This window comes from Rhizobium leguminosarum bv. viciae (genome assembly GCF_012276115.1).
GTDB lineage: Bacteria > Pseudomonadota > Alphaproteobacteria > Rhizobiales > Rhizobiaceae > Rhizobium > Rhizobium leguminosarum_T.
This window is the reverse complement of the sequence record NZ_WIEU01000012.1, coordinates 85,534-98,273: the sequence shown is the minus strand read 5'-3', so window position 1 is coordinate 98,273 and position 12,740 is coordinate 85,534. Positions and strand designations below refer to the sequence as shown.

Sequence of the window (12,740 nt, the reverse complement as noted above, 5' to 3'; positions counted from 1 at the left end):
TCAGGCCGGGATATCGCGCGGCTTACTGACCGAAGACTTCGTTCCAGCGGTCGATCCAATCGGCCTTGGCGGCATTCATTTTGGCATAGTCGATGCGGGTGAGGCCTGCCACCATATCCGGGCCATAGGTCCAGATCTTCGCCTGGTCCGGCGTCAGGCTGACCTTCGTCGAAATCGGCGCATCGACGCCTTGTTCGGCTTCAGCCTGCTGGACGTCCTTTGACAGGATGAAGTTGATGAACTGATGGGCGAGTTCGACATTTTCCGAACCCTTCGGGATGTTCACGGTGTTCAGCGTGGCGATATCGCCGTCCGTAAGCTTGGCCCATGTCATCGTCGGAACGGCCGCCTGCATCGATGCCAAGGTAAAGTCCTGGGCCAGCGCAACGCGCACTTCGCCTGTTGATATCAGGTTCACCAGCTCCGAGCCGGTGTTGTAGTTCTTGACGACATTGGGCTTGAGTGCCTCGATTTCCGAGAAGGCCTTATCGGTGTCTTCATAGGCATCTGCGCCACCATGCTTGCCGGCTTCCAGAACGACCAGCGGGCCGGCCGTGGTGGTGATGCCGGGCAAGGAGACGGAGCTTTTCAGATCGTCGCGCCACAGGTCGCCCCAGGCGGTGATCGGCGGGTTGACCTTGGCGGAATCATAGACGATGCCGACGCGACCGATCGTATAGGCGGGGCCGTATTTGCCCTGAGGCGCCTTGCCCAACTCGTAGCTGTCCGCGAGGTTGGGGATCTTCGACGCATCGATCTCCTGGAACAATCCCTGTTCGATGCCGAGCTGCGAGAAGCTGTCGGTGAGATAGATGACATCGACGCCCTTGCCATCGCGCAATTTCAGCTTGTTGAGCCGGTCGGCATTGTTGCCGGTTTCGAACACGATCTCGCAGCCGCAGATCTTCTTGAACGGCGTGATGATGTTCGCATTCATCTTCTCGCCGTTATAGCCCCACCAGGAGATGGTCAGCGTCTTCGATTGCGCATGTGCCGCAGCGGTGCTGCCGACGGCGGCAAGCAGCGCGAGAGACAGGATTCGGGCAAAACGTCTGGCCTTCATGAGCAATGTCCTTCTGTGAAAAACGGCGTTGGCAATCGGGATGATACCCCCAGGATTTGAGGGATACTATTTTTTGATCGATCGGGTCGCAAGCTCAATAATTGAGCAAATACGCTCTTGTGCGAGGAATTTTCCAAGACCGGAGCATCGCTTTACACATCGGCGTGTGGTCTTTACGGTCCGGCGGTTCCAGCTTCTCACGGGCATTCCATTCATGGCCACATCGCGCACTGCTCTTCCCGACGATCTGCTGATCAACGCGTCCGACGAGGTTCTGACGCGGCAGGATCTCGTGCTGACGGCGCTCGGACGCCGGCCCGCCGACAAGCTGTTGCGCGTGGGCAGGTTGCTCGACGTCCATTCGAGGACATGGCTCGACGATCAGGAGATCGTCATCAAGGGCCGCCGCATCGCCTATGTCGGCCCCGCCGGCAGTTACGAAGGCGAAGTGAGCGAGTGGTTCTCGGAGCCCGATCTTGCGGCCGTGCCGGGCTTCGGCGAGGCACACAAACATATCGAAAGCTCCCATCTGACGCCGGAATGGGAGACGGCTCTGGTGATGCCGCATGGCGTGACTTGGACATGCGAGGCGAGCCACGAATTTTCCAACGTCAACGGCGCCCGCAATCTGGAATTCTGGCTGGAAGCGCGCCGGCGCGGATCGCCGATGAAAATCTTTCCCCTGCCTGGCTCCGCCGTCCCGCCGACCGCCTATGAATGGGGTGGCGGCTGGTTCGGCTATGACGAACAGAAGGCCTTCCTTTCCGAAAGCCTGATGGTCGCCGGGCTCGACGAGGTCATGGACTGGCCGTCCATATCCGATCCCGGCAATCCTTCCTACGATCGGCTGTGGGGCATGATTGGCGCGACCTTCGAGCAGCGCGGTGTGGTCGAAGGCCACGGTGCCGGACTGCGCGACATAGCCTCGATCAATGCCTTTGCCGCGGCAGGCCTCGCCTCCGATCACGAAGGCTGGTTTCTCGATGAGATCTGGCAGAAGCTCCTCCACGGCCTTTTCATCGAGCTCAGGCCGCATTCCCTGCCGGAGGTCATCCGCGGACTGATCGACAAGGGACTGACGGACTGGTCGCAGATCGCTCTGGTGACCGACGACCGCAGCGCCTCGGACACACTGAAAATCGGCGCGACCGACCACAATGTCCGGCTCGCCATTGAAAACGGCCTTGCGCCGGAGATCGCCATCCAGTGCGTCACCCTCAATCCGGCACGCCATATGCGGCTGACGCCCTGGGTCGGATCGATCGCGCCGGGCCGCTTCGCCGATATTGTTCTTCTCAGCGACGTCGACAGCCTGTCGATCGACAACGTGTGGGCGGACGGGCGTCCTGTTTCCGATGGTGCGACGTTCATTGGCGCGCAGCCTGAAATCGACTGGCCGCAATGGGCGACGCGCACCGTGAAAATAGACAGGACGGTCACGGCTGACGATTTCCGCATCGAGGCGCCGCCGAACCGGACGACCGTCAACGCTGCACTTTTGCGGCCGTTTCACTGGCACGACGATTTCATCACCATGGAATTGCCGGTGGAAGAGGGCGCCGTGCAGCGGGATCCCGCGCGCAATGTCACCAAATTCTCGATTGTCGACCGGTTCTCCGGGGAGGCCAAGGTCTCCAGGATGTTCTGGCTGGGCACCGGGCCGCGCACGCCGGAGACGGCGCTCGCCTCCACGCTCGGGCACGACAAGCACAATATCTGGACGGTCGGCTCATCGGATGAGGCGATGGCGATATCAGTCAATGCGTTGAACGAGCAGCAGGGCGGCTGGGTGCTGGTATCCGCCGGCAAGATTCTCGCCCGCGTCCGCTACGAGGTCGGCGGCCTGATGACGGCGCGTTCGGCCGAAGTGCTCGATGCAGAGATGCAGGCTCTTTATGCGGCCGGCGCCGGGATCGACTGGATGTATGAGCCGACCTTTTCACCCCGCTGGTGGCCGGGCTTTCCCGAGCGCCTGTCGTTTGCGACGCTGACCTGTTCGCCTTGGCGCTGGGTCCTGGTCGCGCCGTCGGAGCTGGCGCCGGAGGGGTTCGTGAACGTGCTCACCGGCAAAACCCATCCGATTGTCTGGTGACACTGCCGCCCGCTAAATTTCCACCTGATTGATCTTCTTACTGCAGCAAATAGAAAGCATTAACCATAGTCCCGTAGACAACGAACAGGATCAAAGGAACCTGTGTTCGATGGCTACTGAAATGACCCGCCGGCCTGCCGGCGCCAATGAAGGCAAGATTATTGCCTTTCCCGCTGGAACCGGAACTGCCAATGTCGAGCGTTGCGCTCGCGAACTCGGCCGGCGGCACGGCGCAGATGCAATAGAATTCTGGAAGGCCGAATGCCGCAGGCTTGCCGATCAGCTTCTGGCGGCAGGGATGCCGGAGAGCGAAGTCGGTCAGCGGGTGCTGCAGTTTCAGCAAGATGTCCAGAGCGAACTGGTCTTCAGCCACCAAAACGGACCGCTGCCCAAGTCTCAAAACCGATAGCGCCGGTCGCGCGGCATCCAGCGGGTCGGCGTATTGTCCTTGCGATTACCGCATCAGCCCAGCGGACCGGAGGGCATCTTCGATGACCTTCTGAATGCCACCACGGCCGCTGCCCGTGTCGAATGGACCTGCGACGTTTTCCGGTAGCGCAGCCGAGGGTTTCGCGTTGCGCCGTTTTTCAAATGAGGGAACCAAACCCCAGGACCTGGCAATTTCGACGATCGATGAAATTCCGACGTCAAGCATGAAGGGGCCGCTTGTCCCGTAGCCGGTGCCGACATCGAGCGGCGTGCCGTGATCCATCCCGGCAATCGTATAGAGCTCGATCACGTCGACACCGTGAGCATCGGTCCAGACCTTTCGCTGGTGTCGTCCGATATCTTCGACGCGCCCCGGCGATATGTCGACGCCGTGGACATGTCTCCATTGCTCCACGATCATATTTGCGTTGGATGGCACGACGGTTCTGTCTGCGCTTCCCTGCCAGATCGACAATGTCGGCCACGGTCCTTTGTGCTCTGAAGCATTTCTCAACCGCTGTTGAAGCTCTTTGCCGGTCGGACCGCCGTGGCCGCGCATTCGGTCGAACGCCTCGGGAATGGTTGCTGCACTTGCATATGGCAGGCCTGCAATGATTGCGCCGCCGGCAAAGACCTCGGGATAGGTGGCGAGCATGGCGGCGGCCATCGCACCGCCGGCCGAAAGTCCGGTCACGAACACGCGCCTGCCGTCGATGCCGTGTTCCGCAACGACCTTTGCGGTCATCTGGCGAATGGAAGAGACCTCGCCGTGGTCCCGGCTTATGTCCTCCGGGTTAAACCAATTGAAGCAGAGGTTTGGATTGTTTGCCCGCCGTTGCTCGGGAAACAGCAGTGCGAAGCCGTAGTCCTCGGCCAATCGCGACCACCCGGACCCGATATCATAGCCGGCGGCAGTCTGGGTGCAGCCGTGCAGGACGACGACCAGGGCCATGTTTTTCCCGCGCTTCGAGGGCAAATAGGTGTAGCCCCCCAAGGCGCCCGGGTTAAAGCCAAACGTCTCCAAGGCGACGAGGTTGGGGTTGTCCTGCTCAGGTTGGGCGCGAAGGATTCCTCGCAGCGCAGCAAGGCGTGCGAGGGTATCTGACATAGATCTCATGAAAGTCTCCGCCAATCAGCAGCCGGGATGGCGGTGATGCTTACCTAAACGCGTCAGGGAACAAAAGGTTGCTGCGGTGCACAATATTTTCTCCAAACGCGCGGGAGCTACGTCATCAGACGCCGGCTCCCGCGACGAAGCGGCTCGGAGCAGCTTCCATGGCGCCGGCTCAATAACAGTGTGCTGCGAACGACATAAAACCCGCATTCCGCGGGTTTTATCCTTTGCGATGAGCCATTCTCTCACGGATATGGCGATAGGACGGTCAATTCAATTTGACCGATGGCTCTCGACCCCAGACACGCAGTTTGCCAAGCGCCTTGATAAAAGCCGTAACATCCTTCGCCGCTCCGAGCGCTATCACGCCCTCATCCAGTGAATCGGTAATTCCAGCCTTCTGCATCAGCGGCAGCGCTGTTTCCACATAGCCGATGAACTTGCAGTGTACGAAGGCGTCCGCCACGAAGTCGCGGGCCGTCGCCTCCTTCAGCAGATCGCCGGTTCCCTCGGCTGAGGGGAGGAGGGCGACGGCGTCGTAAAGCACCGAAGGTCCGCCGTCGATCATCTGATGCGCCTCGATCCAATTCCCGTCCGAGAGCGTCACGCCGCCGATCTTTGGTGCGATCACTTCGAAGGCCGCCTTCTGCTCGGTGATCTCGGCAAGCAGCGCCTTGAAGATAGCGGCATCGGTGCCATCGCTGACAAGAATGCCGAGCTTGCGTCCTTCGAACCGCTTCGGACCGCGCTCTATGATGCTGAGCGCCGGCGACGGCTCGAGATCCTGCCGCGTCGGCATGGCCGCATCGGCAGGCTTCGGCATTGATTTGAAGCCGAGTGCGTGGCCGACCTTGCTGGCCAGCGTCTCATCGATGTTAAAGAGATGCGAGACCATGCGCTCACGAATGACCGGCGTTTCGACCTTGCTCAATTCGAAGATCAGTGCCGCAGCGATGTGGCGTTGCTCCGGCGGAGTCTGGCTGACGTAGAATTGCCGGGCCTGGCTGTAATGATCGGCAAAGCTTTCCGGCCGCAGCCGAACCTTGGTACCCTGTTCCTCGGCGGGGAAATGACGATAGCCCTGGACCGGCGATTCCCGCGGCCCCTCATTCCACGAGTTCGGTTGGTAATTGACGCGGCCGACGGGATTGCGCATCGCCATATGGCCATCCTGCTGAAAATTGTGGAAGGGACACTTCGGCGCGTTGATCGGCAGATGCGTGAAATTCGGACCGCCCAGACGTTTCAGCTGCGTGTCGAGATAGGAGAAGTTTCGTCCCTGCAGAAGGGGATCGTTGCTGAAGTCGATGCCGGGAGGAACATTCTGCGTCATGAAGGCGACCTGCTCGGTCTCTGCAAAAAAGTTGTCGGGCATTCGGTCGAGCACGAGACGGCCGATCGGTTTGACCGGAAGGATCTCCTCGGGGATGATCTTCGTCGGATCGAGGATGTCGTAGTCGAACGTGTCGGCGAAATCCTGATCGAAAAGCTGCACGCAGAGTTCCCATTCCGGGAAGTTTCCCGACTGTATCGCCTGCCAGAGGTCGCGGCGATGGAAATCCGGATCCGCACCATTGATCTTGACCGCCTCGTTCCAGGCGACGGATTGCAGGCCGAGTTTCGGTTTCCAGTGAAATTTGACGAAGGTCGATTGATCCGCTGCATTGACGAAGCGGAAGGTGTGAACGCCGAAACCCTCCATGAAACGGAACGACCGCGGAATGGCGCGGTCCGACATCACCCACATGATCATGTGCATGCTTTCGGGCGTGAGGCTGATGAAATCCCAGAAATTGTCATGCGCCGACTGCGCCTGCGGAAATTCCTTGTCGGGCTCCGGCTTTACGGAATGGATGACGTCGGGAAACTTGATCGCGTCCTGAATGAAGAAGACCGGGATGTTGTTGCCGACCAGGTCCCAATTCCCCTGCTGCGTATAGATCTTGACCGCGAAACCACGCACGTCTCGCGCCAGATCGAAGGAACCCTTGCTGCCGGCGACGGTCGAAAACCGAACGAAGGCCGGCGTCTTTTCGCCCGGCCGCTGGAAAAGATCGGCCCGGGTGTAGGCGGCCAGCGATTCATATGTTTCGAAGTAACCATGGGCGCCGTAACCGCGCGCATGGACGACCCGCTCGGGGATGCGCTCGTGATCGAAATGAAAGATCTTCTCGCGAAAATGGAAATCATCGATGAGGGCAGGGCCGCGGGCACCGAGACGAAGCGTATTCTGATCGTCTGAGACGGGTCCGCCCGGGGCTGTGGTCAGCACCGGCTTGCCGTCTTCGGCAAACTGATGAAGCTCGCCGCCTGCACCCCGGTGCAGTTTCTGATCGTGGATCGTTGCGTTGTCCGCAGGCGAGGTTTGGGAGGTCTTCTTGGCCATCTACATTCTCCGGAAAAGGTTTGACCTAACCGAAGCTCCCCAACGGCGACATGTTCCGCCCGACGCGAAATAAACCGCCATTGAGAAAAACGCTTGCAGCGGACGATCATCCAACCGCAGCAGAGCCTGGGATGGCCCCGACCCTGAGCCTCGGGCCTTAGATCCGGGGCGTAACGATGAGATCTTCCTCTTCGTCGCGTTGCGACCCGCTGAACGCTGCGGCGGCGGCAGCCTTGCGTGCCTCATCGGCAGCTTTCTGAGCGGCGACTTTGGCGTCGTCGATGCGCTTCAGCACAGTGTCGACGCGGGTGCGTGCATCGGCCTCGGAAAGACCGGTGCGAGCAGAGACGATGGTGGCAAGATAGGCCTTATCGTCATCGGGAATTTGGCCCTCAGCAGCGCCGTTGAGGAGGATGCGGGATACTTCCGCCGTTGCCGCGGCATCATTCGACGTTGCCGCCGCGCAAGCCTGATCAGGACGCAGTAACGCGTCGGTAAAATAGGCAGTGGGCAGATCCATCGGCGACGCTGTCGACGATGCTGCTGTCGTACCGGCGGCAGTGGCGGTCGAACCCACAGCTCGTGCGGCGATCGGCGGGCTGAGCCGCTCGCGCGGGCCGGCTTCTTCCGCGGGGATTCAGCCGAAACCGACACGATCTGGTGCGCAATCTCCTTCAATCGCGCGGCAGCTTCTGAAGTAACAGCACATTGTCGGACCGGTTGCCGCATCCTTGACATTTGAGGCGCCTGGCGAGCTTGGCGAGAGACAGGTCATGGCCGTAGCGCCGGGCAATTTCCTGCCGGTCGATAGCTGTTTCGTGACGGCATCTGCGGCAACGAGCATGGATGATATACCACCGCGGCAAGGTCGAGAGCGTTTCCTTTTCGATTTCGACTGCATGGCTGTCGGGGGGTGCGAGTTCAATACTGCGGCGATGTTTCATGCCCGTTCGACAGTCGGTGTCCATCCACGTGTCATGCCGCAGCTCATCCCTGTTTCCGCAAGAGCAAGCTGAAGCCGCAGGTGACGGCAATCCAACAGCAATGTCGTAATGGCGGCGCGGATGTCCCCATCGTGAAAGGCGACAACTGCGTCGACTTCTCCTCTCAGCGCTTCTTCTGCCAGCTTTTCAGCTATCTGCGGACGCACGACTTCGCTCTCCTTCAGAGTTTCCACCGCAAGTTTCGGATTTTGGCGACGCTACGCCAATGTTCCTATTATGTTCCGTTCGGTTTGCGAGTCAAGAGAGGCCGAAGCGGAGTTTCCGTAGCTTTCGAACGGAAACAATCTCGATAGCCTTGGTTGACGTTGCAGAGCTTACGGAGATCGCAAGAGAATCTTGCGCGTTCGGAGCTAACGCCAACCGAGGAGTGCGCCTATATGTTGAGGCTCAAGATGATCTGGGAGCAGATGAGTTCTGGGAAAATTTCTCCCGGCATTCCGAAGGGGAGAGGCTCTCATCGCGTCGTAAACTGGAGAAGCATAGATGAACAGATTTCAGGCATTTGTTGCAGCCGCGGCAATCACCCTTGCCGCCATGACCTCAGCTTGCTCGACACCACCGAATTCATATGGCTCGGCATCAGGATATCAGCCGGGCGATTCAATGAACCCGGCCTGTGCGGATGGATTCCGACCCGGCGACGGCCGTTCATGCAGCTACTAGAGGGGGGGGTCTCTTTGTCGGTACAAGCAGGCGGTGGCTGGACGCTTCAGCGCTCAGGTTCCGGGAGCGCGAAACCGGCGTCGCCCGCGAGGCACCGGCAGGCTATTTCGCCGGCTGGCGGCCCGCAACATAAGCGCGCCAGCCGGTGATTTTATCGAGCATGCCTGCTCTCGTGGCTTGTTCGGTGCGCGATGGCGGAATTCTCCGTCATGGATCTTTTCTACTTGTTTGTGCGACCGCGCTGTTTGGGGTTTATGCCGCCAAATCGGTTGGTGTCGTTGGCCACATCGCCTTCTTCAGTGTTCTGCCCGGCAATATCGTCCGCGCCCGTGTCACGATGCAGCCCCTTCGACTGTCCGATACCCGGATCTCGCTCGAGATCTGCGTCGGTAGGGCGAGTTGACTTGGGATGTTTGGAAGTCATGATTTTCCTCCGTTTCGTTGCCTGGATGCAAAACAGCAACCGGCTGCGAGAGTTCCGGTGAAAACGGAATTAAGCGGGGCATATTGGGTGTCTTAATCAGAACACCCAGGGGCGGCTGATCGCCTCCAGACCAGCCTGTCGTTGTCGCAATACCTTGCGCACCGTTGTGCGATCTGTTTAGGCCGCAGCCTGCACCGGCTCGAAATCGATGTCGAGGACCGCGTCGAGTTGGCGGTCCATGAAGCGCTCCGGGATACTCTTCACCACGCGATTGCGAAGTGGAACAACGAGTGGATTTTGCCACTGGGCCACCTTTGCGTAGAGGCGGGACCCGGAGGCGAGGCGATGCGCGCGACCGACGCGCCGGGCATCGTATTCGTGCAGGGTCTCATCGATCGGAAGGCGGCCGAGAAGCGATGCGAGTACCGCTGCATCCTCTATCGACAAGCCCGCACCCTGTCCGAGATCGGGCGTCACGGCATGAGCAGCATCGCCGAGCAGGACAATTCTGCCATGCGTGAAGGACGGCATGGGGTCGAGATCCTCGATGTCAGTCCAGATCACGGCGTCTGAAGAGGTCCTGGCGAGCACCTCCGGAACAGGATCGTGGAATTCGGCAAACATGGCCTGGAGTTCGGTGAGCCCAATCTTGGCCAAGTCAGGATCCTTGATTCTGCGGGCGCCGCAGCACGCGAACCAGTAGATCCGTTCGCCCGGAATGGCGCCCAGGCCGATACGTTTGCCGGCAGCGCCCCAACTCTCCGAGAGGCGGGTCGGATCAAATCCCGCCGGTATTCCAGGCGAGATTGCGCGCCAGCACGTATAGCGCGCGAAACGCTCACGTGCTTTGGGGAATACCGCCTTGCGTATGGCGGAATGGACGCCATCGCAGGCAAGCACGAGGTCGGCTTCGATAGTATGGCCATTTGCAAAGGTCAGTACGGCACAGGCCTCAGGCGTTCGTGCACTCACGCATTCCATGCCGAGGCGAATGGCTGATTGAGGCAACGCCGATAGAAGGGCGTGGTGCAAGCCGCCGCGATGAAGCACCACCATGCTGAGATGGCCATGGCGCTGGCTGAGGGCAGCCAAGTCCGTCGTCTGCAGCACGTCACCGCTGTGATCCAACAAAGCGATGCGGTCAATACGCTGCGCCTCGGCCAGCACGGCATCATAAAGACCGAGCGTGCGCAAGGCGCGCAACGCATTGGCGCTGAGGCTCAGGCCCGCGCCGATCGGATTTAACTCCGGCGCCTGTTCATAGATTTCGACCTCGTGGCCGATGAGGCTAAGACCCCTTGCCATAGCCAAACCTGCAATGCCGGCGCCGACGATGACGATGCGCATGATGTCGCTCCCCATGCCGTGAGTTGCTGTTGAGACCGAACGCCTAACGTTCCTGGAGCGTTCCACCGACCCGAGAAATCGATCAAGTAACTCAACGGCGAAGAGCGAGCGACCGGCAGCCCGGTTTGCCGATACCGTGAACGACCTCGGCTACACGGCGCGAATTTCTATTTGAAGCGTTTGTCTTGACGGCGTCGCCCTTGCCGGCGGCGGCGCCCGCTCCAAATCAAGTGCCAATGTTATCAAAGGCGGAACGATGCTCATTCAGCCAGTTGATTACTTTCTGCTTGTTTGGTTTGCACTTGCCCTTGCGTCCACCTTGTACGTTGCCTGGGACCAGTACGCCAACAATCCCGAACCGGTGGTGATGAAGTGGGGCTTCATCCTCGTCACGCTCTACCTCGGTCCCTTCGGGTTGCTGATCTATGTGCTCGCCGACAAGGAGCCACGGCCAGGCACGCACGAGGACTTCGTCAAACCGTTGTGGAAGCAGGGCATCGGCTCCACGATCCACTGTGTGGCGGGAGATGCCACCGGTATCATCATCGCCGCAGTGATCGTCGCGCTACTGGGTCTGCCAATGTGGCTCGACCTGATCGTCGAGTACATCGCCGGGTTCGCGGTCGGCCTCTTGATCTTCCAGGCCCTCTTCATGAAGAACATGATGGGCGGCACCTACTGGGAGAACGTACGAAAGTCCTTCCTGCCTGAGTTCATCTCCATGAATTTCATGATGGCCGGCATGGCGCCCGTCATGAGCTTCCTGATGATGGGCCGCGATATGCGCGCCATGGAACCGACCGAACTCCTATTCTGGGGCGTCATGTCGTTGGGCGTCATGGCCGGGTTCGCCTTCGCCTACCCATCCAATGTCTGGATGGTCGCCCGTGGTCTCAAGCACGGTCTGATGACCGATCGCGGCGATTCGGATGATGCCGAGCATGCGCGCGAAAACCGTTCGGAGCCCGCCGTACCAGCGCATGAGCCCAAGGAAAACCATCAACACGCGGCGATGGAAGCTCCGCGGTCGCCGCGCCGCGGCACCGCTCCCCATCACAGTGGCCACGGTTCCGACCACGACATGGTCCCGGATGCGCCTGTGCCACAACTCGCCGCCGTTGGCGGCGTTTCGCTGATGTTGTTGCTGATCGGGATGGTCGCCCCTGCCAACTGGGTCAATATGACTTTGAGTGCGCGCGATGTAGGGGGCGCCATCATGCCGCCGGGCATGATCATGGATCGCGACACGCCGGCCGAGGCAATGCTGGATATGGCGGCGATCCATCCGCGCTATATCACTGCTACCTATGGCCTCGACACGCGCGGCGACCGTGTGCTCGAACCGCGCATCGAGGATGGCGTCAAGGTCTTCAATATGGAGACTAAGGTCGTTCGCTGGACGATTCTGCCCGGGATCACCGTCGATGCCTACACCTTCAATGGCCAGCTACCCGGTCCACGGCTTCAGATCCATGAGGGTGATCGCGTCCGCATCAACGTGAAAAACAGCTTGCCCGAAAGCACGTCAGTGCATTGGCACGGCTTGGTCCTTCCCAATGAGATGGACGGACCGGCAGAAATCACCCAACCGCCGATCGATCCGGGCGAGACCTACGCCTACGAATTTACTGCCGGGCAGTCGGGTTCATATTTCTATCACTCGCACGACCACGTCGACCGGCAGCAGGCTCTGGGCCTCTATGGCGCGCTGATGATCGATCCGGCGCAAGCCGATCCGACCACGATGGCAGACCGCGAATATGTCATTCTCTTGCAGGAATGGCTGAAGCGCGAGGGCCTCACCTATCCAGCCATGCCGATGGATGGCGGGCAGCCCAACTACTTTACCATCAACGGCCGTGCCTATCCCGAAACCGACATCATCAAAATAAAGGTCGGCGAAACCCTGAAGGTGCGCTTTGTCGGGTCGAACAATGGCTTCATCCATCCGATGCACATTCATGGTGGACCGTTCACCGTCGTTGCCCGTGACGGCATCAACCTCTCGCCAACGGCGCGCTTTGAGGCCGACACCGTCAATGTCGGCCCAGGACAGCGCTACGATGTTATCTGGACGGCGCTCAATCCCGGTAAATGGCTCATTCACTGCCACATCGGGCACCACACGACCAACAACAATACCGAAAGCGAAGGGGGCGGCGGCCTGATGATGGTCATCGAGGTCGAGGCCTGAAAACACCGCCGCATCGACCCGCCG

The 12,740-nt window shown here is 60.0% G+C and carries 11 protein-coding genes and 1 pseudogene; 4 read left to right on the top strand and 8 right to left on the bottom strand.

What is annotated here, in order from left to right:
- Window positions 1-22 precede the first annotated feature (22 nt).
- A complete protein-coding gene (locus GFM02_RS20975; protein ID WP_130815281.1) occupies window positions 23-1,063 on the bottom strand; it encodes an ABC transporter substrate-binding protein in 1,041 nt (346 codons plus the stop codon).
- 73 nt (window positions 1,064-1,136) lie between these two features.
- Here GFM02_RS20975 and GFM02_RS20970 point away from each other — a divergent pair, with 73 nt between their 5' ends.
- Window positions 1,137-3,155, top strand: coding sequence for an adenine deaminase (locus tag GFM02_RS20970; RefSeq protein ID WP_168322645.1), 2,019 nt, complete (start codon window positions 1,137-1,139; stop codon window positions 3,153-3,155).
- 109 nt (window positions 3,156-3,264) lie between these two features.
- Window positions 3,265-3,564: a DUF6074 family protein gene (locus GFM02_RS20965; protein WP_020049661.1), complete on the top strand. Its 300-nt coding sequence runs from the start codon at window positions 3,265-3,267 to the stop codon at window positions 3,562-3,564.
- A gap of 45 nt (window positions 3,565-3,609) precedes the next feature.
- Here the strand turns inward: GFM02_RS20965 and GFM02_RS20960 are convergent, their stop codons facing one another.
- The 5 genes and pseudogenes from GFM02_RS20960 to GFM02_RS20940 form a co-directional block, all read right to left on the bottom strand.
- The gene (locus GFM02_RS20960) at window positions 3,610-4,701 is read right to left on the bottom strand and encodes an extracellular catalytic domain type 1 short-chain-length polyhydroxyalkanoate depolymerase (RefSeq protein WP_168322716.1); all 1,092 of its coding nucleotides are present in this window, start codon (window positions 4,699-4,701) and stop codon (window positions 3,610-3,612) included.
- Between the two features lie 265 nt (window positions 4,702-4,966).
- Window positions 4,967-7,084, bottom strand: a complete 2,118-nt coding sequence (locus tag GFM02_RS20955) for a catalase (RefSeq protein ID WP_168322644.1) — start codon at window positions 7,082-7,084, stop codon at window positions 4,967-4,969.
- Window positions 7,085-7,241: 157 nt separating this feature from the next.
- Window positions 7,242-7,670 (bottom strand): annotated as a pseudogene (locus GFM02_RS20950) (hypothetical protein); the annotation flags it as partial.
- Between the two features lie 88 nt (window positions 7,671-7,758).
- Entirely contained in the window at window positions 7,759-8,028 is a 270-nt protein-coding gene (locus GFM02_RS20945) for a hypothetical protein (protein ID WP_020049665.1), read from the bottom strand.
- Window positions 8,025-8,261 carry a hypothetical protein gene (locus GFM02_RS20940; RefSeq protein ID WP_168322643.1) on the bottom strand — a complete coding sequence of 79 codons (237 nt, stop codon included), beginning with the start codon at window positions 8,259-8,261 and terminating at the stop codon, window positions 8,025-8,027. Before GFM02_RS20940 ends, GFM02_RS20945 begins: the two co-directional genes overlap by 4 nt.
- A gap of 310 nt (window positions 8,262-8,571) precedes the next feature.
- Between GFM02_RS20940 and GFM02_RS35205 the strand changes: the two genes are divergently transcribed.
- Window positions 8,572-8,751, top strand: coding sequence for a hypothetical protein (locus GFM02_RS35205; protein ID WP_168322642.1), 180 nt, complete (start codon window positions 8,572-8,574; stop codon window positions 8,749-8,751).
- 220 nt (window positions 8,752-8,971) lie between these two features.
- Here GFM02_RS35205 and GFM02_RS20930 read toward each other — a convergent pair whose 3' ends face one another.
- Both GFM02_RS20930 and GFM02_RS20925 read right to left on the bottom strand, forming a co-directional pair.
- Entirely contained in the window at window positions 8,972-9,175 is a 204-nt protein-coding gene (locus GFM02_RS20930; RefSeq protein ID WP_131663866.1) for a hypothetical protein, read from the bottom strand.
- A gap of 177 nt (window positions 9,176-9,352) precedes the next feature.
- On the bottom strand, window positions 9,353-10,522 hold the full coding sequence (locus tag GFM02_RS20925; protein ID WP_168322641.1) for an FAD-dependent monooxygenase: 1,170 nt from the start codon (window positions 10,520-10,522) through the stop codon (window positions 9,353-9,355).
- A gap of 256 nt (window positions 10,523-10,778) precedes the next feature.
- Between GFM02_RS20925 and GFM02_RS20920 the strand changes: the two genes are divergently transcribed.
- Entirely contained in the window at window positions 10,779-12,716 is a 1,938-nt protein-coding gene (locus tag GFM02_RS20920; RefSeq protein WP_168322640.1) for a DUF4396 domain-containing protein, read from the top strand.
- Window positions 12,717-12,740: the final 24 nt, after the last annotated feature.

Bases quoted from the DNA above. Each gene is read 5' to 3' on its own strand.
- GFM02_RS20960 (WP_168322716.1), bottom strand. From the start codon at position 4,701: ATGAGATCTATGTCAGATACCCTCGCACGCCTTGCTGCGCTGCGAGGA.
- GFM02_RS20955 (WP_168322644.1), bottom strand. From the start codon at position 7,084: ATGGCCAAGAAGACCTCCCAAACCTCGCCTGCGGACAACGCAACGATC.
- GFM02_RS20945 (WP_020049665.1), bottom strand. From the start codon at position 8,028: ATGAAACATCGCCGCAGTATTGAACTCGCACCCCCCGACAGCCATGCA.
- GFM02_RS35205 (WP_168322642.1), top strand. From the start codon at position 8,572: ATGAACAGATTTCAGGCATTTGTTGCAGCCGCGGCAATCACCCTTGCC.
- GFM02_RS20925 (WP_168322641.1), bottom strand. From the start codon at position 10,522: ATGCGCATCGTCATCGTCGGCGCCGGCATTGCAGGTTTGGCTATGGCA.
- GFM02_RS20965 (WP_020049661.1), top strand. From the start codon at position 3,265: ATGGCTACTGAAATGACCCGCCGGCCTGCCGGCGCCAATGAAGGCAAG.
- GFM02_RS20975 (WP_130815281.1), bottom strand. From the start codon at position 1,063: ATGAAGGCCAGACGTTTTGCCCGAATCCTGTCTCTCGCGCTGCTTGCC.
- GFM02_RS20920 (WP_168322640.1), top strand. From the start codon at position 10,779: ATGCTCATTCAGCCAGTTGATTACTTTCTGCTTGTTTGGTTTGCACTT.
- GFM02_RS20930 (WP_131663866.1), bottom strand. From the start codon at position 9,175: ATGACTTCCAAACATCCCAAGTCAACTCGCCCTACCGACGCAGATCTC.